General features: G+C 70.4%; 18 protein-coding genes. 7 read left to right on the top strand and 11 right to left on the bottom strand.

Annotated features, from left to right (window positions below; translation table 11 throughout):
- The first annotated feature begins 13 nt into the window (after positions 1–13).
- A complete protein-coding gene (locus tag ACQGNW_RS10305) occupies positions 14–709 on the top strand; it encodes a hypothetical protein (protein ID WP_426663064.1) in 696 nt (231 codons plus the stop codon).
- Positions 710–869: 160 nt separating this feature from the next.
- On the opposite strand, the gene ACQGNW_RS10300 is transcribed toward ACQGNW_RS10305, so the two are convergent.
- The 4 genes from ACQGNW_RS10300 to ACQGNW_RS10285 all read right to left on the bottom strand — a co-directional run bounded on the left by ACQGNW_RS10300 (position 870) and on the right by ACQGNW_RS10285 (position 4,073).
- Entirely contained in the window at positions 870–1,109 is a 240-nt protein-coding gene (locus tag ACQGNW_RS10300) for a hypothetical protein (protein WP_426663063.1), read from the bottom strand.
- A gap of 215 nt (positions 1,110–1,324) precedes the next feature.
- On the bottom strand, positions 1,325–1,699 hold the full coding sequence (locus tag ACQGNW_RS10295; protein ID WP_426663062.1) for a hypothetical protein: 375 nt from the start codon (positions 1,697–1,699) through the stop codon (positions 1,325–1,327).
- Positions 1,700–1,871: 172 nt separating this feature from the next.
- Entirely contained in the window at positions 1,872–3,077 is a 1,206-nt protein-coding gene (locus ACQGNW_RS10290) for an acyltransferase family protein (protein WP_426663061.1), read from the bottom strand.
- Positions 3,078–3,176: 99 nt separating this feature from the next.
- Positions 3,177–4,073, bottom strand: coding sequence for a LysR family transcriptional regulator (locus tag ACQGNW_RS10285; protein WP_426663060.1), 897 nt, complete (start codon positions 4,071–4,073; stop codon positions 3,177–3,179).
- 111 nt (positions 4,074–4,184) lie between these two features.
- Here ACQGNW_RS10285 and ACQGNW_RS10280 point away from each other — a divergent pair, with 111 nt between their 5' ends.
- Positions 4,185–4,646 (top strand): YybH family protein, encoded by a 462-nt coding sequence (locus tag ACQGNW_RS10280; RefSeq protein WP_426663059.1) that lies wholly within the window; start codon positions 4,185–4,187, stop codon positions 4,644–4,646.
- Complete coding sequence (locus ACQGNW_RS10275; RefSeq protein WP_426663058.1) at positions 4,643–5,899, top strand: MFS transporter; 1,257 nt, start codon at positions 4,643–4,645, stop codon at positions 5,897–5,899. The genes ACQGNW_RS10280 and ACQGNW_RS10275 overlap by 4 nt, the downstream gene beginning before the upstream one ends.
- On the opposite strand, the gene def is transcribed toward ACQGNW_RS10275, so the two are convergent.
- Positions 5,841–6,377 carry a peptide deformylase gene (gene def / locus ACQGNW_RS10270; protein WP_426663057.1) on the bottom strand — a complete coding sequence of 179 codons (537 nt, stop codon included), beginning with the start codon at positions 6,375–6,377 and terminating at the stop codon, positions 5,841–5,843. The genes ACQGNW_RS10275 and def overlap by 59 nt on opposite strands.
- A 183-nt stretch (positions 6,378–6,560) precedes the next feature.
- On the opposite strand from def, the gene ACQGNW_RS10265 reads away from it, so the two are divergent.
- The 3 genes from ACQGNW_RS10265 (at position 6,561) to ACQGNW_RS10255 (ending at position 9,521) form a co-directional block, all read left to right on the top strand.
- Complete coding sequence (locus ACQGNW_RS10265) at positions 6,561–8,636, top strand: carbon starvation CstA family protein (protein ID WP_426663056.1); 2,076 nt, start codon at positions 6,561–6,563, stop codon at positions 8,634–8,636.
- A gap of 3 nt (positions 8,637–8,639) precedes the next feature.
- Positions 8,640–8,840: a YbdD/YjiX family protein gene (locus tag ACQGNW_RS10260; RefSeq protein ID WP_426663055.1), complete on the top strand. Its 201-nt coding sequence runs from the start codon at positions 8,640–8,642 to the stop codon at positions 8,838–8,840.
- 144 nt (positions 8,841–8,984) lie between these two features.
- Entirely contained in the window at positions 8,985–9,521 is a 537-nt protein-coding gene (locus tag ACQGNW_RS10255; RefSeq protein ID WP_426663054.1) for a DUF2127 domain-containing protein, read from the top strand.
- Positions 9,522–10,429: 908 nt separating this feature from the next.
- Here the strand turns inward: ACQGNW_RS10255 and ACQGNW_RS10250 are convergent.
- The 6 genes from ACQGNW_RS10250 to xerD form a co-directional block, all read right to left on the bottom strand.
- Positions 10,430–11,326 carry a DMT family transporter gene (locus ACQGNW_RS10250; protein WP_426663053.1) on the bottom strand — a complete coding sequence of 299 codons (897 nt, stop codon included), beginning with the start codon at positions 11,324–11,326 and terminating at the stop codon, positions 10,430–10,432.
- Between the two features lie 64 nt (positions 11,327–11,390).
- Positions 11,391–12,287, bottom strand: coding sequence for a glycosyltransferase family 2 protein (locus tag ACQGNW_RS10245; protein ID WP_426663052.1), 897 nt, complete (start codon positions 12,285–12,287; stop codon positions 11,391–11,393).
- Between the two features lie 71 nt (positions 12,288–12,358).
- Positions 12,359–13,138, bottom strand: a complete 780-nt coding sequence (locus ACQGNW_RS10240; RefSeq protein ID WP_426663051.1) for a hypothetical protein — start codon at positions 13,136–13,138, stop codon at positions 12,359–12,361.
- On the bottom strand, positions 13,096–16,968 hold the full coding sequence (gene purL, locus ACQGNW_RS10235) for a phosphoribosylformylglycinamidine synthase (protein WP_426663049.1): 3,873 nt from the start codon (positions 16,966–16,968) through the stop codon (positions 13,096–13,098). Before purL ends, ACQGNW_RS10240 begins: the two co-directional genes overlap by 43 nt.
- Positions 16,969–17,084: 116 nt before the next feature.
- Positions 17,085–17,879: a DsbC family protein gene (locus tag ACQGNW_RS10230; RefSeq protein WP_426663645.1), complete on the bottom strand. Its 795-nt coding sequence runs from the start codon at positions 17,877–17,879 to the stop codon at positions 17,085–17,087.
- Between the two features lie 82 nt (positions 17,880–17,961).
- Positions 17,962–18,876 carry a site-specific tyrosine recombinase XerD gene (gene xerD / locus ACQGNW_RS10225; protein WP_426663048.1) on the bottom strand — a complete coding sequence of 305 codons (915 nt, stop codon included), beginning with the start codon at positions 18,874–18,876 and terminating at the stop codon, positions 17,962–17,964.
- A gap of 200 nt (positions 18,877–19,076) precedes the next feature.
- Between xerD and ACQGNW_RS10220 the strand changes: the two genes are divergently transcribed.
- Entirely contained in the window at positions 19,077–19,568 is a 492-nt protein-coding gene (locus ACQGNW_RS10220) for an RDD family protein (protein WP_426663047.1), read from the top strand.
- The last annotated feature ends 142 nt before the right edge of the window (positions 19,569–19,710 follow it).

Here is a 19,710-nt window from a genome sequence, read left to right as displayed (position 1 = left end):
CATCGGAGCCTGCATGAAGATCACGACGGTCGCCTTGCTCGGCTGGTGCATCTGCGCAAGTTTCGCCGCCCCGGCGCAAACCGATCTCCCCGGCGTCAAGGTCACCGCGCCGCCGTTCTCGTCGCAGCACGGCGGTTACCTGATTTCCGGAGACTTCAGGGTCGACCCGCGCATGCCGTGGGTGGTGTTCCCCGCGCAGGCGCTGGTGAAGGGCGACATTCTCGACATCGAGCCGATGTCCCTGCAGGACGACGAATACCTGGTGCTGCAGGAGTGCGCGTCGGCCGATTGCCGCGAAGCCAGCATCGTGCGCTTCTGGAGCGCGGACAACATCGGCGGCAACGACGCGCGCTACAACCGCGTGCGGATCACGCATGAGAACAAGTACTTCATCTGGCTGAAGCGCCTGCCGGAAATCTCAGGCCAGAGCTGCGGCCAAGGCTGGCTCAAGTTCAGCAACGACACCACCCGGTGCGGCAGCCACTTCACCACCTTCCGGCAGATCAGCCCGCCACTGACCCTGATTCCGGAAGGCGACCTGGCAGCGTTCCACCGGCAGGCGCTGCAGAAGGCCATCGAGAGCGCCCCCGTCCGGGTCATGCGGCAAACGCACGATGGCTCCACCTACGTGGTGAGGTACGAGGGCGGCAGCGTCGCGCGCATCCAGCGCATGCACGCCACCCGCGGGTCCCCGCAGGACCGGCGATGACCGCCCGTCTGCCGGCGCCGACCCGCTGACGCAGCTGCCCGTGCCTGCGCAGGAGATACCTGAGTGCGAGCGCGGGTGCGGCGGCGACCGAGCGGAGCACGGCCATATCGCTTCTTTGGTACGGCGCGCCGAAAACCCGGGCAACCTGCGCTGACACCAGCTAGCCGCACGACCCGCAGCAGGTGCTGCCGCCGCTGATGTGCACGGGCTGCTCCAGCAGGCGCGCGCCGCAACCCAGACCCTGCAGCTTGTCCAGCACCTGCGCCGCAGCGGCACTGGTGAGCACCTCCAGCCGACCGTGCGCGGCGTCCAGCGTGACCGTGGCATGGGCATCGAGCGTGCGCATCGCGGCGGCGATGGTGGCCGCGTCGTTGTGGCAGGTGGAGAGTTCGAACTGCATCGGGGCACCTTGTGGAAGATGCCGGCACGCGCCGGCGCGCCATGATGCAGAGCACCGGCCCGCCCGCCCATGATCCAGGTCAACCGGCGCGACGACCCGGAACCTGCGGGCGACCGTGCATACCGTTGGGTTTTCCGCCGACGTTTCCGGCGCATGTCCGCGCGCGCCATCGCCAGTCGGCCGCAGCGGGGCCGGGAGGCCGAGGTCCACCGCGCTCAGCGCACGTGCACCCAGTGCACATGGATGTTGTTGGCGCGGTCCTCGGCGCGGAAGCCTTCGCGCCCGTCCATCACGATGCCCCAGCTCGAACGCATCGCGCCGGCCTGGATGCGGTCCACGCGCACGTGCTCCCCCTTGGGGATGGCGAAGCGCGTCTCGACCACCATCACGCCTTCGCGCTCGTAGACCAGGGTGGCGAGCCTCCCCACACCGGCGCCCCAGCCGACGTGCAGTTCGCACGCCACGGGCGTGTACACGCCGCGGTTGTCCAGGCTCCAGCCTTCGGTCCGGTTGAGCAGCAGTTGGAGCTCGGGGTTGTTCCAGTCCACGCTGTTGCCGGATGGCGGTTTGTCGTAACGGCTCATGTTCATGCTGGCTCTTTGGCCGGACACCGGCTTCGCCAGGTGTCCCGCGCCCGCAGGCTTGCGCGCGCTTTCATGGGTACCTGCAACGGTACCGGCACGGGGATGAAATTCATGCGACGCCATGGCGGGGGTATCGGCGGGACCACCCGGGGCTTGAGGCGGCGTGGACAGCAGGCGTTCAGTCGCGCCCGGTCTCCCAGGCCTCCGACGGCGCCCGGCGGTTCGCCCCGGCGGATGGCGCGACGCCGCAGCCGTGCCGCGTCCCGCCCGGCAGCATCGCCCGCAGCCGGCGCTCGCACGGCGTGGACAGCAGGCGCTCCACTGCCGTTCCGAGCAGCCAGCACAACCCCAGTGCCGGCAGGTACCACAGCCAGCCGAGTGCCGGGCCGCCGCCCAACGCACGGTACGCGCGCACCAGCGCGAACACCACGAACATGTGGGTGAGATAGATCTCGTAGCTGAGGCGCCCCCACGAGCGCAGCCAGCCGAAACCGCGCAGCGGCCGCATCGTGCCGCCGTCGGCGCGCCAGCGGCAGCACAGCAGCAGGCACAGCGCGGACAGCGTGAGCACCAGCATGTAGCCGTCGCGCAGCCAATGCCACAGCGCGCCGCCGTCCAGCAGCACCGCGCCCAGGCCCAGCGCTCCCAGCCAGCCCAGCATCGCGACCGTGCGTCCCGGTGGGCGGCAGGCATTGGCCAGCAGCGCGCCCAGCACGCCGGTGGCGATCGCCGCCATGCCCGGCAGGTAGGCTTTCTCCAGCCAGATCTCGTTGCCGTGCAGCGCCGCGCGCGCCCACGGCAGCGACAGCGCCAGCAGCACCAGCGGCGGCACCAGCAACGCGCGCCGGCGCAGCAGCAGGCAGGCCAGCGGGAAGCCGAGGTAGAACGCCTCCTCGATCGACAGCGACCACAGTACGTCCCACGAGCCCGGCAGGTAGCCGGTCTGTCCCTCGTACCAGTTCAGGTGCAGGCCAAGCGCGGCAAGCAGGGCGCGCGGAAGCGACTGGCCGGCGCGATGGATCACGTAGTCCCGCGCGCCGAGCAGGTGCAACGCGCCCAGCACCGCGAGCAATGCCAGCAGGCACGGCACGATGCGCGCGAAGCGCCGCGCGTAGAACGCGCGCGCGTCGATCGCCGCGAGGCTGCCCCAGCGCCGCAGCGCATTGCCGGCGATCAGGAAGCCGGAGATCACGAAGAACACGTACACGGCCTCGTAGCCGTTCCAGTTCAGGCCGCGCAGCAGCCAAGCCGGCAGCACGCCGGCCAGCGCCGTCTTGCCGAGCGGGATGCGCAGACCGAGGTGGTTGAACACCACCAGCACGATCGCCAGGCCGCGCAGCAGGTCGATGCCGGGGTTGCGCGCGCCCGCATCGCCCGTCGCCATGGATGCAACCGTCTCGCGCATGCAGCCCGCCCCGTCGTGTCGAGTCGCGATGGTGACGGCCGGGCTTGTGGCAGGCAAGCGCGACGGCCGGGCCGTGCGTCAACCCGGCGGCTCGGCCGTCCAGCGCGCCGCCGCGAAATCGATGAAGGCGCGCGTGCGCGCAGGCAGCTGCTTGCCCGGCGGCCACACGACGTGCAGCGGCAGGCCCGGCAGTTGCCAGTCGTCCAGCACGGTTTCCAGCCGTCCCTGGTCGAGCAGCGCCCGCACCTGCCACAACGCCGCGGTGGCGATGCCGAGGCCTGCCACGGCTGCCGCGTTGCAGGCGGCGGCGTTGTCCGTGCGAAAGCGTCCAAGCACGTCCACCGTCTGCCGGCGACTGCCGCGGCGGTACTCCAGGCGCTGCCTGGCACCGTCGCAACGACGCACGATGAAATGGTGCCGACGCAGTTCCGCCGGCGTGCGCGGCCTGCCGTGCCGCGCGAAATAACCCGGCGCGCCGACGGTGAGCATGCGCAGCGTGGCCAGCTGGCGCGCATGCAGCCGGCTGGGCGCCAGCTCACCCAGCCGCACGGCCACGTCGAGCTTCTCGCGCTGCAGGTCGACGTGCTGGTCCGCCACCAGCAGTTCCACCGCCACGTCGGGATAGCGCTCCATGAAGGCAGCCACCAGCGGCACCAGGTAGGGCGCACTGAACTGGGTGGAGCCGCCGATGCGCAGCGTGCCGTCGATGCGCGCACCGTGTTCGGCCAGTTCGGAGCGGGCGAAGTCGATGTCGGCCAGCGCGACCTTGATCCGCGCATGGAAGGCCAGCCCCGCCGCGGTGGGCTGCGCGCGACGCGTGGTGCGCTGGATCAGCTCCACACCAAGCTCCTGCTCCAGCGACTGCAGCGAACGGCTCACCGCCTGCAGCGAACGGTGCAGATGTCGCCCCGCCGCGGTGAGGTTGCCCTGCTCCACGATCGCGACGAAGACGCGGTAGTCGTCCAGGCTGGCCACGGCGTTCTCCCGTAAATCGTGATAGTCCATCCATGATAATGGCTATTCTCCCGAACCGGACCGGGACGAAGAATGGCGGTCGTCACTCCCCACCCAAGCCGGAGAAGCCCCATGTCCACACCCTTCCCCACCGCCATCGACGGCGACGAAGCCGGCCTCGACCCCGCCTCGCCGCTGGCCGCGCTGAGCGCTTTCTACCGCGCCTTCAACACGCGCGACATCGAGGCGATGGCGCGCAACTGGCACGACGACGACGACGCCTCGATGAGCAACCCGCTGGGCGGCATCGCGCGCGGCTGGCCGGCGATCCGCGCGGTGTACCGGCGCATCTTCGAAGGCCCGGCGCGGGTGCACGTGGCATTCCACGATTACACGCTGCATGTCGCCGGCGACCTGTTCTACGCCGTGGGCCGCGAGCGCGGCTCACTGGAACGCGAGGGCCTGCGGCTGGAGCCGGCCATCCGCACCAGCCGGCTGTTCCGCCGCATCGACGGCGCCTGGCGGCAGGTGCATCACCACGGCTCGTTCGACGACCCGGCCCTGCTCGCCGCCTACCAGGAGGCCGTGCGATGAGTGCGATGGACGCTGCCGCCGCGCCGGTTGCGCGGGCACCGGTGCTGCTGTTTGCGCTGGCGACCGCGGTGATCGTGCAGGGGCTCTACGTGGCGCAGCCGCTGGTGGGCGCCATCGCCGCTTCGCTGGGGTTGGCGCCTGCCATGATCAGCCTGGTGTCCACGCTGGCGATGCTCGGCTACGCGTTGGGCCTGTTCCTGCTGGTGCCGCTCTCCGACCTGGTGGAAAGCCGCCGCCTGGTGCTGCTCACGCTTTCGGCCAATGCGCTGGCGCTGCTGGTGGCTGCGCTGCCGATCCCCGCCACCGCCTTCCTCGCCGCCAGCCTGCTGGCCGGCCTCACCGCCGCGGTGATCCAGATGCTCATCCCCATGGCGGCGGCGATGACGGCGGAAGCGCAGCGCGGCCGCGTGATCGGCAACATCACCAGCGGGCTGATGCTCGGCATCATGCTGGCGCGCCCATTGGCCAGCGTGATCGGCGGATGGGGGGGCTGGCGCACCAGCTACCTGGCGCTGGCTGCGGCCATCGCGGCGCTGACGCTGATGCTGGGCCGCTCGATGCCGCGCCTGCCGCCGCTGCAGCGCGCGAGCTATCCGGCGCTGCTGGCCTCGATGGTGCGGCTGTGGCGCGAGGAGGCACTGCTGCGCCGGCGCGCCATTCCGGCGGCGCTCTGCTTCGGCGCGTTCAGCGCGTTCTGGGCGCTGGTGGCGTTGCGGCTGGCGGCGGCGCCGTTCCACCTTGGTGCCGACGGTATCGCGCTGTTCGCGCTGGCCGGCGTGAGCGGCGCGGTGAGCGCACCGCTGGCCGGACGGCTGGGCGATGCCGGCAGGACGCGCGGCGCAAAGCGCGTGTTCCACGTCTGTGTCGTGCTGGCCGCGGCGCTGGCATGGCTGGGCGGCGAGACGCACGACGCGCCGTGGGGGCTGGGACTGCTGGTGGCGGCCGCGATCCTGCTGGACGCCGGCACCATCGGCGATCTGACCCTCGGGCGCCGCGAGGTGAACCTGATCCGCCCGGAAGCGCGCGGCCGCATCAACGGCGTCTACACCGGCGTGTTCTTCCTCGGCGGCGCGGCCGGCTCGGCCGTGGCTGGCCTGGCCTGGGCCCGTGCCGGCTGGCCGGGCGCCTGCCTGGTGGTACTGGGTTTCGCGCTGGCGGCGCTGGCCTACGGGATGCGCGACGGCGAAGCTGCTGCTATTCGTCCGCCACGTCCATGTCCGGAAACAGCACCCCGGTGTAGCCGAACTTGCTGAAGTCGGTGATGCGCGACGGGTAGAGCCGGCCGATCAGGTGGTCGCATTCGTGCTGCACCACGCGGGCATGGAAGCCCTCGGCGCGGCGATCGATCGCGCCCCCCTTGGGATCGATGCCCTGGTAGCGGATCAGGCTGTAGCGGTTCACCGCGCCACGCAGGCCGGGCACGGAGAGGCAGCCCTCCCAGCCCTCCTCCATGTCCTGCGACAGCGGGGTGATGACGGGGTTGAGCAGGATGGTGCGCGGGACTTCGGGCGCATCGGGATAGCGCTCGGAATGCTCGAAGCCGAAGATCACCAGTTGCAGGTCCACGCCGATCTGCGGCGCGGCCAGGCCCACGCCGCCGGCCTCCTGCATGGTGTCGAACATGTCGGCGATCAGCGCGTCCAGCTCCGCGCTGCCGACCATCGCGTCGGGCACCGGCGGCGCCACGCGCAGCAGGCGCGGGTCGCCCATCTTCAGGATCTCGCGGATCATCGCTGCCTCACCCGGCTTGCCATGGTTCCCCGACTTTAGCCGAGCCTGCATGACGCTGGCGTGCCGATGCGTGAACGCGCCCGCGCGGCGCGGGCCCGACATACGACCAAAGGCTAAGACCGCCGGCATTGACCCCCACGGCGCCCGGCGAGACCCTTGCATGGACTTTCCGGGAGAGACTCCATGCACAGCGCAACCGTCAAACCCAGCCCGGCGGCGAAGATCCTCTGGGTCGCGATCGCCATCGTGGGCGCCTGGTGCCTCGGCGTGGTGGCCCTGCGCCGTGGCGAGCCGATCAACGCGATCTGGCTGGTCGCCGCGGCGATCGCGGTGTTCGTGATCGGCTACCGCTTCTACGGCAAGTTTGTCGAACAGTCGGTGCTGCGGCTGGACCCGACGCGCGCGCCGCCCTCGGTGCTGCGCAACGACGGCCTGGACTACGTGCCCACCGACAAGTGGGTGGTGTTCGGCCATCACTTCGCGGCGATCGCCGGTGCCGGCCCGCTGGTCGGCCCGGTGCTGGCGGCGCAGATGGGCTACCTGCCCGGCACCATGTGGATCCTGTTCGGCGTGGTGTTCGCCGGCGCGGTGCAGGACTTCATGATCCTCGGTCTCTCGCTGCGCCGCGACGGCCGCTCGCTGGGCCACATGCTGCGCGAGGAACTGGGCCCGGCGCCCGGCATCGTGGCGATGTTCGGCGTGCTGGTGCTGATGATGATCGTGCTCGCGGTGCTGGCGCTGGTGGTGGTGAAGGCGCTCACGCACAGTCCGTGGGGCACGTTCACCGTGGCGATGACGATCCCGATCGCGCTGCTGATGGGCGCCTACCTGCGCTGGTTCCGCCCGGGCCGCATCCTCGAGGTCTCGCTGATCGGCCTGGTGCTGTTGCTGCTGGCGATCTGGGCCGGCAAGTTCGTGGCCGATTCGGCCACGCTGGCGCCGGTGTTCGACCTCGACGCCAAGGCGCTGGCCTGGTGGCTGATCGGCTACGGCTTCTGCGCCTCGGTGCTGCCGGTGTGGCTGCTGCTGGCGCCGCGCGACTACCTCTCCACCTTCCTCAAGATCGGCACCATCGCGCTGCTGGCGCTGGCGATCTTCCTCGCCGCGCCGATGCTGCAGATGCCGGCGGTGACAAAGTTCATCGATGGCACCGGTCCGGTGTTCGCCGGCAACCTGTTCCCGTTCCTGTTCATCACCATCGCCTGCGGCGCGGTGTCGGGCTGGCACTCGATCATCGCCTCGGGCACCACGCCCAAGCTGCTGGCGAACGAGGGCCAGGCACGCATGGTCGGCTACGGCGGCATGCTGATGGAGGCCTTCGTGGCGATCATGGCGATGGTGGCGGCGGTCTCGCTGCACCCGGGCGTGTACTTCGCGATGAATGCGCCGGGCGCGATCATCGGCACCACGGTGGAGCACGCGGCGCAGACGATCAGCCAGTGGGGTTTCGTGGTGACGCCGGACGACCTGATCCGCACCGCGAAGGACGTGGGCGAGCAGAGCATCCTCAGCCGCGCGGGCGGCGCGCCCACGCTGGCAGTGGGCATGGCCCAGCTGCTGCACAACATCCTGCCCGGCCAGGGCATGATGGCGTTCTGGTACCACTACGCGATCCTGTTCGAGGCGCTGTTCATCCTCACCACGGTGGATGCCGGCACCCGCGTGGGCCGCTTCATGATCCAGGAGATCGCCGGCCTCATCCACAAGCCGCTGCAGGCCACCGAGTCGTGGACCGGCAACCTGCTCGCCACCGCGGTCTGCGTGGCACTGTGGGGCTATTTCCTGTACCAGGGTGCGGTCGATCCGCTCGGCGGCATCAACACGCTGTGGCCGCTGTTCGGCATCGCCAACCAGATGCTGGCCGCCATCGCGCTGATGCTGGCCACCGTGGTGGTGGTGAAACTGAAGCGGGAGCGCTACGTGTGGGTGCCCGGCGTCCCCGCGATCTGGCTGATCGTGTGCACACTCACCGCGGGCTGGGAGAAGCTCAGCGGCCCGATCAGCTTCACCGCGGCGGCCGACAAGTACGCCGCCGCGCTGGCGAACGGCCAGCTGCTGGCGCCGGCCAAGACCGCCGCAGCGATGCAGCAGATCGTGACCAACAACCGCGTGGACATGGCGATGACCGCCATCTTCATGGCGCTGGTGGTGGTGATGACGCTGTTCTGCCTGCGCGCCATGGTGAAGGCCTGGAGCATCAACCACCCCACCGCCAACGAGGAACCCTACGTGGCGCTGGGGGACGTGCCCGCGCACTGACCGATGGAACTCGTCGCGCGACTGCTGGCATTCCGGAAGCGGGCGGTGCAGACCGCCCGCCTCTGCTGCGGCGTGCCCGACTACGAGATCTACGTGAAGCACCTGCGCGAGCACCACCCCGAGCGCACCGTCCCCAGTTACGCGGAATTCTTCCGCGAGCGCCAGGAAGCCCGCTACAAGGGCGGCGGCGGGCGCTGCTGCTGAATCGCTTGCCCCACGCGGCCTTGCCGGCTCCGGCCGGCGGGGCCGCGCATTTTCCCCTGCCCCGCCATCTCCGCCCCATGCCTTTGCGCACTGGCCGTTCATGCGGCGGCCGCGACAATACGCGGATTGCCAGCCCAGCCGCCCATGTCCGAGATCGAAACCACCGTCGCCGTTGCTCCCCCCGCCCGTACCGCGGCCCCGCCGTCGCACCGCGCTGGCCTGCGCGTGATCGCCATCTACGAAGTCATCAAGACCGTCTGCCTGGTGCTGGTGGCCATCGCCGCGTTCCACCTCGACCGTCAGCAGAACTTCGAGCAGCTGGTGCACTGGCTGGAACACCTGCCACTCACCGGCAGCAACGAACTGCGCTGGCATCTGGTGGGTGCTCTGCAGGAATTCGGCCCCAGCCGCTTCGTGGCGGTGGGCCTGGTGGCGCTGGGCTATGCCGTGCTGTTCGGCATCGAAGGCGTGGGCCTGTTGATGGGCAAATACTGGGCCGAGTGGTTCACGGTGATCGCCACCGCGTCGCTGATCCCGATCGAGCTGTACGAGACCCTGCTCCGCTTCGGTTGGCTGAAACTGGCTGCCCTGGTCGGCAACGTGGCGATCGTGGTGTACCTGGTGCGCGTGGCGCTGCAGACGCGCGAGCTGCGCAGGGCGGCGCACGCCCGGTTCCACTGAGGGGGCGTCGCGATACGTTGCTCTCTCTCCCGGGGTTGGGCCAACGCCAGGTGCTTGCGATGGACTCCTGTCTCCGGTTCGGCGTGATCTGCCGTCTTCGCATTCGCCACGGCGGATTCGCGGACTGTCGCGGGCGGCTAAGCGGTTTCGGGGGCCTGGCGCAAGCGACAAGGCGGTTCCGAGCGCCTGCCGGCGCCCGAGTCCCTTCTCTTTGCTGGCCCACGCCGCCGCAGGAGCGGTGGCGAACGGCGAAGCCGGCCCGAAGGGCGGAGGGCAGGATGCCCGGAGTCAAGAGAAGGAACCAAGAGAAATGGCCTGGTTCAATCCGCCGGGAATACAAGCCCGACGTGTCGAGGGCTTGGGAGCCACTCCCGCCTATGCGATAGACGGAGCGGCCACGCCGCGACATATCTGGGAACCGAGGGGGGCAAAGCCTCGTGGCGCGTAGCGCCGCCTTGGCTTGGCTCTCGCTTTGCTCTGGTCTTGCTTCCGCTTCGCTCTGGCTGTTGCCGTTGCGGTTGCCGTTGCTTCTGCGCGCTGGGAGCGCGCTGCTGTTCGGGGCCCCTGGGCGGTGGTGAGGCGGGGACGAAGAGGCCGCGCAAGCGGGCGAGACCAGGGAGGGTCTCGCCTTTTCGCGCGGGCACGATGCCCGCTCGAAAAGCCCGGACTCGCCTCACGCACTCGCAGGGCAGGATGCCCAGAGAGCGCCAACCGGGGTGCCCTTTCTCTTTGGTTCCTTTCTCTTTTGGCAAGCAAAGAGAAAGGAACTCGACCACCGGCAGGTGGACGAAACCGCTCTGTCGCTGGCGCAACCAGCAACCAGCAACCAGCAAGAAAGCCGGATCAACCAGACCCATCGCAAGCCCCCGCCCACGGGAATGAAAAGGCACGGCCGCACAGGCCACCCCTCACACCTCGTGATGCCCCGCCTCCGCCGCCAGCGCCATCGATCGCCGCGGCGCCAGTTCCACCAGGTACATCGCCCCCAGCACCAGCGCGCCGCCCGCCAGCATCCGCCAGGTCAGCAGGTCGCTGCCGAAAGCCACCGCGAACGCGGCGGCGAACACCGGCTCGGTGGTCATCACGATCGCGGCGCGCGTGGCCGGCAGGTGCGACTGCGCCCAGGTCTGCATCAGCATGGCGCCGGCGCCAGCGATCAACGCCATGTACAGCACGGCCAGCCAGGCCGCGCGATCCGGCGGCGCCGCCGGCCCGCCGTGCGGCAACGTGGCGACGAGGCAGACCAGCGCGATGGCGACCATCTGCACCGCCGACAGGCCGAATGCCTCGCCGTGGCGCGACCACTGCCCCAGCAGCACGATGTGCAGCGCGTAGAGCGCCGCCGAGGCCAGCGTCAGCCAAACGCCCGCGTCGACCGACACGCCATTGAGCGAGAGCAGCGCGAGGCCGGCCGTGGACAGGCCTACCGCGATCCACGCCACGCCGGGCATGCGCTGGCGCAGCAGCAGCGTCGCCAGGATCGGCGTGAACACCACGTACATGCCGGTGGCGAAGCCGCTGACGCTGGGCGCGATCAGCTGCAGGCCGCGCGTCTGCAGCAGCTGCCCGGCGCCGTAGACCGCGCCCAGCGCGAGGCCACGCGCGATGCCCGAGCGTCCCAGCCGCCACACATGGCGCGGAAACAGCGCCAGCATCGCCAGCGCGGCGACGGCGAAGCGCACGGCGAGGAAGTCCGCCACCGGCATGCGCGCCACCACGTCCTTGATCATGAAGAACGTCGAGCCCCACACGGCGGTCATCGCCAGCAGGCCGAGGGTGGGCAGGATCGTGGTGCGTGACGTCATGAGCAGAAGTGGGCGGAGAGGAGTGCGAGCGGAGCGCGGCACGCCGGCGCAGCGTTGGCGTGCTTCATTTTCTCGCTTCTCTCTGCCCGCTCCTCGCCAGCCGCAGCAACTGGCCGGGAATCTGCGCGAGGAAATGCGCCCAGATGCCCAGCCACACCGTGGCCGCCACCAGCGGCCGGCGTGCCTCCGGATCGAACTTGCGGAACCAGCGCCACATGCCGCGGTGCTTGTGACGGCTGACGAACACCGGGCGGTGCCGGCTGGAGCCGCCCTTGCCGTGCAGCACGCGCACGTCGCCGGCCAGCAGCACGCGCCAGCCGGCGTCGCGCACGCGGCGGCACAGGTCCAGGTCTTCGCAATGCAGGAAATAGCCTTCGTCGAAGCCGCCCAGCCGCTCGAACAGATTGCGCGGCAGCAGCATCAGCGCGCCGGACACCGCTTCGGCCTCGACCAGGTGATCGGGCACCTCGCCGCCGACTTCGACACGCTCGCCGCTTCCACCGAACAGGCTGGCCAGCGCGCGGCGCAGCAGCGGGTCGCGCCGGTAGGAGGCGGGATCGGGCACGCCCTGCGCGTCGCAGACCACGGCGCCGAGCAGGCCGACCTGCCGTTCGGTGTCGAATACGGCGAGCAGGCGGTCGAGGCTGGCTTGGTCCAGCAGGCAGTCGGGGTTGAGCACCAGCAGCAGTTGCCCGGTTGCCTCGGCCGCCGCGCGGTTCGCCGCGGGACCGAAGCCGAGGTTGCGGTGGTTCTGGATCAGACGGAAGCGCGACTCGTGCTCGTGGGCGCGCGCGAGCGCCTGCGGCACGCCGTCGGCCGAGGCGTTGTCGATCAGCAGCAGCTCCAGCGGGGTAGTGCAGGCGAGCACGGCACGCACGCAGTCGCGCAGGCCCGGGCCGCTGTCGGAGGACACCACGATCACGCTGAGCGGCAGCGGGGAGGAAGCAGGAGACGGATTCACGGTGCAAGTATGCGGCAGCTGACGCGGGGCGTGTGCATCGGATCGCGTCGAAATGGTCGCAAGGCGGCGACTCAAGCCTCTTCGTCGTCTCCCAGCACGTGGGCGATGGCCTGCGGCGTGTGTTCCTCGTCGCGACTCAGCCATGGCTGGCCGGCGTGCCAGCCGGCCAGTTGCCAGCCGCGCAGGCGATGGCTGCGATCGTGCCGGCGGTCCAGCAGCAGCAACCCGCGTTTCCCGGTGAGCGGCAGCACCAGCCAGCGCCCGTCGGCAACGAAATCGCAACGGGGTTCCACGCCTTGCAGCCGGCTGCCGTCGGCCAGCGATACGGCCTCGCCACGCCAGCGCAGTTCGCCGCCCAGCGGATCGACCACGCCGTTCTCCAGCGGGCGCCACTGCGGTGCCTGCAACTCGATGATCGCGGCGGCCGGCCCGACCGGCGCCATCGCCAGTTCGGGCCATTCACCCGCGGCCGCCGACGAAGGTTCGCGCGGCCGGCCGCGGTCCAGCCAGTTCTCCAGCAGCATCAGCAGCGAGAAGCCGGCCAGCGCGGCCAGCAGCGCCACCAGCCAGGCCAGCGCATCGGCACCGAAGCCGCGCAATATCGCCAGCAGCAGGCCCGGCAGCCCCCAGCGCAGGCCGCGCCGCAACGCCGGAGCCTGCCCTTGCAGCGGTCCGATCCGCCACAGCAGCGCCAGTGCACATGCCGCGAGCAGCGGCAGATCCAGCCACCACGGCAGCCCGGCCAGCAGCAGCAACCAGACCAGTGCCGGCAGCCAGCCCGGCCACCGGCGCCGCGGCGCAGGCTCGCTCAGCCGCACCACGCCCTTGCGTTGCGGAACATGCGCAGCCACGGCGAATCCTCGCCCCAGGCCTCCGGCGCCCAGCTCATCTGCGCGCTGCGGAACACGCGTTCCGGGTGCGGCATCAGGATGGTCACGCGGCCGTCGGCGGCGGTGAAGCCGGCAAGGCCGCCGGGCGAGCCGTTCGGGTTGAGCGGGAAATGCTCGGTGGGCTTGCCGCGGTTGTCCACGAAGCGCAGCGCCGCCTGCGCCTTGGACGGGCTGCAGCTGTTCGGGAAATGCACACGGCCTTCACCGTGCGCCACCGCCACCGGGATGCGCGAGCCGGTCATGCCCTTGAAGAACAGGCTGGGCGAATCGAGCACCTCCAGCGTGGCCACGCGTGCCTCGTACTGCTCGGACGCGTTGCGCAGGAACTTCGGCCAGTGCTGCGCACCGGGGATGATGTCCTTGAGCTGGCTCATCATCTGGCAGCCGTTGCACACGCCCAGCGCGAACTTCGAGGGATCCGCGAAGAATGCCGCGAATTCGGCGCGCAGGTAGTCGTTGTACAGGATCGAGGTGGCCCAGCCGCGGCCGGCGCCCAGCACGTCTCCGTAGGAGAAGCCGCCGCAGGCGGCGAAGCCGCGGAAGTCGGCCAGCCGCACCCGGCCGCTGGCGAGGTCGGACATGTGCACGTCCACCGCCTCGAAGCCGGCACGCGCGAACGCGGCGGCCATCTCCACCTGGCCGTTGACGCCCTGCTCGCGCAGGATCGCCACGCGCGGCTTGGTCCCGCCGACGATCGCCGCATGCACCAGCGGCGCGGCGATGTCCTCGGCGGGGTCGAAGGTGAGCTTCGGACTCAGGCCCGGATCGGCATCGTCGAGGCGCCATTCCAGCTCGGCGTCGGCGCTGGCCGGGTTGTCGCGCTGCTGCTGCATCGCGTGGCTGGTCTCATTCCAGGCGCGGTACAGCGTGCTCCAGTTCCACTTGAACACCGCCTCGCCGCCCGCGTACAACTTGATGCCCAGCTTCTCCTTGGGCCGGCCGATGCGGTAGCTCATGCCGGCGAGGTCGTGCTTCACCAGCAACGCCTCGAAGGCCTCGCGATTCGCTGCCGCCACCTGCAGCACCGCGCCCAGTTCTTCGTTGAACAGCGCGCGCAGCGTGGCCTCGGCCCAGCCGTCGAGATGGATCTCCAGGCCGCAGTGGCCGGCGAAGGCCATCTCCAGCAGGGTGACGATGACGCCGCCGTCGGAGCGGTCGTGGTAGGCCAGCAGCAAGCCGCCGCGGTTCGCCTCCTGCACCAGCTCGAACAGCGCCTTGAGGCGCCGCGCGTCGTCGAGGTCCGGCGGCACGCCGCCGCCGCGGTTGAACACCTGGGTGAGCGCGGAGGCGCCGAGACGGTCGCGCCCTGCGCCGAGGTCGACCAGCCACAGGTCGGTGTCGCCGCGGTCCAGCCGGAGCTGCGGCGTGAGCGTGCGGCGCACGTCGTCCACGCGGGCGAAGCCGGTGACCACCAGCGACACCGGCGCCACCGTGCGCTGCGGCATGTCGCCGTCGTTCCAGACCGTCTGCATGGACAGCGAGTCCTTGCCGACCGGGATGGAGATGTCGAGTTGCGGGCACAGTTCCATGCCCACGGCCTTCACCGCGTCGAACAGCGCGGCGTCCTCACCGGGATGGTTCACCGCGGCCATCCAGTTCGCGGAAAGCCGGATCAGTCCGAGGTGTTCGATCGGCGCGGCGGCGAGGTTGGTGATCGCCTCGCCTACCGCCAGCCGGGCGGCGTCGGCACTGCTGAGCAGCGCGACCGGGGCGCGCTCGGCCATCGCCATCGCCTCGCCACGGTAGCCGTCGAAGTCGGCCATCGTCACCGCGCAGTCGGCCACCGGCACCTGCCACGGCCCCACCATCGGGTCGCGATGGCTGAGACCGCCCACGGTGCGGTCGCCGATGGTGATCAGGAAGCTCTTGCTGCCCACGGTGGGCAGGCGCAGCACGCGCAGCAGCGCCTCGTTCATGCCGATGCCGGTGAGGTCGGGCACCAGGTCCACGCGCGGCTTGATGCGCTTCGCATCGCGATGCATGCGCGGCGGCTTGCCGAACAGCACGTCCATCGGCAGGTCGATCACCACGAGATCGCGGCGCGGATCGGTGACACGCAGCACGCGCTCGGCGGTGGCGGTGCCCACCACGGCATAGGGGCAGCGTTCGCGCACGCAGTAGGCCTCGAACTCCGCCAGGTTTTCCGCCGCGATGGCGAGCACGTAGCGTTCCTGCGACTCGTTGCTCCACACCTGCATCGGCGACAGCGAGGGATCGTCGCAAGGCACCTTCGACAGGTCGATCTCGCCGCCCACGTCGGCATCGTTGAGGATTTCCGGGATCGCGTTGGAGAGGCCGCCGGCGCCCACGTCGTGGATGCTGACGACGGGATTGGCCTCGCCGCGGGCCCAGCAGGCGTCGATCACCTGCTGGCAGCGGCGCTCCATCTCGGCGTTGTCGCGCTGCACCGAGGCGAAATCCAGCTCGGCGCTGGAGGCACCCGAGGCCACCGACGAGGCGGCGCCGCCGCCCAGGCCGATCAGCATCGCCGGGCCGCCCAGCACCACCACCGCGTGGCCGGGCTGCACCGCGCGCTTCTGCACGTGGCCGCGGCGGATGTTGGCGAGGCCACCGGCCAGCATGATCGGCTTGTCGTAGCCGCGGCGCAGGCCGGCCTCGCCGGTCTCGTGCTCGTAGCTGCGGAAATAGCCGCCCAGGCATGGCCGGCCGAATTCGTTGTTGAACGCGGCGGCGCCGAGCGGGCCGTCGCGCATGATCTCGAACGCGCTGGCCATGCGCGGCGGCAGCGGGCGCTGCACTTCCCACGGCTGCAGATGGCCGGGAATGCGCAGGTCGGACACCGAGAAGCCGGTGAGCCCCGCCTTCGGCTTGGCGCCGCGGCCGGTGGCGCCCTCGTCGCGGATCTCGCCGCCGGCGCCGGTGGCCGCACCGGGCCAGGGCGCGATCGCGGTGGGGTGGTTGTGCGTCTCCACCTTGATCGCGTAGTCGATCTGTTCCTCGTGGCTGCGCCACACGCCGTTTTCGTCGGCGAAGAAGCGCTTGCCGGTGCTGCCCTCGATCACCGCGGCGTTGTCCTTGTAGGCGGACAGCGTGTGGGCGGGCGAATGCTGGTGGGTGTTCTTGATCATCGCGAACAGGCTCTTGTCCTGTTCCGCGCCGTCCACCGTCCAGCTCGCGTTGAACACCTTGTGGCGGCAGTGCTCGGAGTTCGCCTGGGCGAACATGAAAAGCTCGGCATCGGTGGGATCGCGGCCCAGCTCGGCATAGCGCGCGGCGAGGTAGTCGATCTCGTCGTCGGCCAGCGCGAGACCCAGCTCGGCGTTGGCCCTGGCGAGCGCGGCGCGGGCGTCGCCACCCAGCGCGACGTGCACCAGGTCGCCCGGCCGCCCGGCGAGGAACAGGCCCTGTGCCTCGTCCAGCGAACCCAGCACCGATTGCGTCATCGCGTCGTGCAGCAGCGCCAGCACCGCCGCGTGCTCCGGCGTGCCGGCATCGGGCATGCCGGCGAGCTGCCAGGCCGTGCCGCGCTCCACCCGGCGCACCTCGAAACCGGCGCCGTGCAGGATGTCGGTGGCCTTGCTCGACCACGGCGAGATCGTGCCCAGCCGCGGCACCACCCACAGCGTGGCCGGCGCCGGCACGGTGTCCTTCGCCTCCAGCACCTCCAGCAGGCGCTGACGCAACGCGCCTTCCGGCGCGGTGGCGGCATCGAGGAAATACACGAACCAGGCGGCCTGCACGCGGATGCCGCGATGCAGGGCGTCAAGGCGGGCGTTGAGGCGTTCGAGGCGGAAGGCCGAAAGGGCGTTCTGCCCGTCGAGTGCGATCATGCGGGGAACGGCGCCATGCTGTGGGAACGCCCATTCTAGCCGATGCACCCGGTCGATGCTGCAGCACGGCATGACGGCGGCCGCAGGCTCTTGCGGCGGCGCCACGCCCAGCCTGTTCAGCCTTCCTTCTGCAGCTCGCGCAGCAGCTGCGCCGGGGTGAGGTAACCGCCGATCTGGCGTCCGCTGGAGGTGAAGATCGCCGGGGTGCCGTTGACGCCCAGCTTCTGGCCCAGCTCGTACTCGTAGCGCACCGGGTTGGCGCAGCTGGCCGGCTTCGGCGCAATGCCGTTCTTCGCGGCGGTGAAGGCGGCCTTGCGGTCGGCGGCGCACCACACCGAGGCCATCTCCCTGTACACCGGCGTGGCCTGGCCGTGCCGGTCGGTCACGCCCTCGCGCGGCCAGGCCAGGTAGTCCACTGCGATGCCTTCCTTGTTGAACTCGGCCATGTGCTCGTGCAGCACCTTGCAATACGGACAGGAGACGTCGGTGAACACGGTGACGCGGTACTTCGGGTTCGGCGGCGCGAACTCGATGCGCGCGGAAGCCGGCACCTTGGCCAGCTCGGTCTTGCGGTAGGCCGCCCAGGCGACGTCGTTGAGGCTCTTCTTCGCCCCCAGGTCGACCAGGTCGCCGTTCAGCAGATATTTGCCGTCGGTGCTCACGTAGACCAGCTGGCCCGAGGCGATCACCTGGTAGAAGCCCGGCAGCGGCGCGCGGTTCACCACATCCACTTCCACGTCGGGCGCCAGCTTCGCCAGCGACTGCCGCACCAGAGTCAAGGCGGCGGCATCAACTCCGTTGCCGAGCACCGGGGCGGAGGCCGGCGCGCCGGCGACCGGGGCGGCGTGGTCGGCCGCGCATGCGGTCAGGACGAACCCGCTGACGCACAGGGCCAGCACCAGCTTCTTCAACATCGCGCACCTCGATGGCCTTGGGGAATCGGCCTTCCGCGGATTTTCGCACAGTCGCCCGCGGCGGTTATGAACCGGCATCTCAACCGCGCGGGTGGTGCTGCGCGTGCAGGCGCTTCAGGCCCTCCTTCGCCACCAGGGTGTAGATCTGGGTGGTGCTGAGCGCGCTGTGGCCCAGCAGCATCTGCAGCGCGCGCAGGTCGGCGCCGTGGTTGAGCAGGTGGGTGGCGAAGGAGTGCCTGAGCACGTGCGGCGAGATGCGCCTGGCCTGGATGCCGGCCTTGAGCGCGTGGCGCTTCACCAGCGTCCAGAACATCTGCCGCGTCATGCCCTCGCCGCGCTTGCTGAGGAACAGCGCCGCGGGCTGGCGGCCCTTCGCCAGCACGGGGCGCGCCGTGCCGAGGTAGCTTTCGATCCAGCCCAGCGCCACCTCGCCCACCGGCACCAGCCGGTCCTTGCCGCCCTTGCCGGTGACGCGCAGCACGCCCTGGCGCGGGTTGAGCGCGGCGAGCGGCAGCTCCACCAGCTCGGACACGCGCAGCCCCGAGGCGTACATCAGCTCCAGCATCGTGCGGTCGCGCAGGCCCAGCGTGCTGTCGGTATCCGGTGCGTTCAGCAGCGCCTCGATCTCGCGCTCGGCCAGCGCCTTCGGCAGGCTGCGCGGCATGCGCGGGCGCTCGATCAGCAGCGTAGGGTCCTCGAAGCCCGGCGTTTCGCGGGCGCGGAACGCGTAGTAGCGGCGGAACGCCGACTGCCGCCGCGCCATCGAGCGCACCGCCACCGGCTGCGCGCCGTGATAGGCGGAAATCTCCTCGCGCCGCGCGTCGCACAGCGAGCGACCGCGGCCGGCCAGCCAGCGCGCCAGCGCCTCGAGATCGCGGCGATAGGCCTCCAGCGTGCGCTCGGCGAGGCCGTCCTCCGACCACACGCGTTCGATGAATGCCTCGATGCTTGCGGCATCCGCTTCGGCGATACTGGGAGAATCTTCCTTCTTCATGCGCACGATGCCGGAGCCTGGATGACAGAAACATTCGAGGCGAAAAGCTCGCCATGCGAGGGCAGATTTTCGACGATTTGCGGGCCCATGGTGATTCTATGGGCCAAAGAGCGGCGGAAATATGCACCGCGCGACGGGCTTTGCAGCCCGGATGGCTTCTGTCACCCAAGCTCCCAGCATCGCGCGCCGCGAGCGCAAGCATGAGCAACGCACTCTGCCCGTTGTGGCGCCGCCTGGTCGCGCTGGTCTACGACCTGTTGATCGTGCTGGCGATCGTGATGGTGGTGGGGCTGCTGTGCCAGCTCGCCACCGGCGGCCGGCTGATCGAGACCGGCGCGCACACGGCGATCCCGTTCTGGTACCAGCTGCTGCAGGGCATGGTGGTGGCCGCCTATTTCGTCGCCTCGTGGCGACGCGGCGGACAGACCGTGGGCATGCGACCGTGGCGCATCCGGGTGAGCCGCGACGACGGCGGCACGATCAGCCTGCAGCAGGCGGTGATCCGTGTCGCCGTCGCCGCCGCGCCCCTGCTGCTGTTGGCGCTGGCGCCGGCGATCGGCCTGCGCGCGACGCTGTGGACGGTGCTGGGCGCATGGGCGCTGTGGTTTGCCGTGGCGCTGTTCGATCCGCGCCGCCGCACCCTGCACGACCTCGCCGCGGATACCGAGGTGCGGCAGATGGGCGGCCAGTGATACCTTGGGATGCGCCGGGATGCATCGAAGCATCCCCTGATCGCCCGGCACGGGCGGGCATGTCCCCGGAGTCAACGCCATGGACACGATCCGGTTTTCAACCACGCCGAGCGCGCACGCCGCGCCGCCCGGGAAGGCGGCC

This window comes from Rhodanobacter aciditrophus (assembly GCF_050026795.1).
Lineage (GTDB): Bacteria > Pseudomonadota > Gammaproteobacteria > Xanthomonadales > Rhodanobacteraceae > Rhodanobacter_A.
This window is presented reverse-complemented; position numbering and strand designations above follow the sequence as displayed.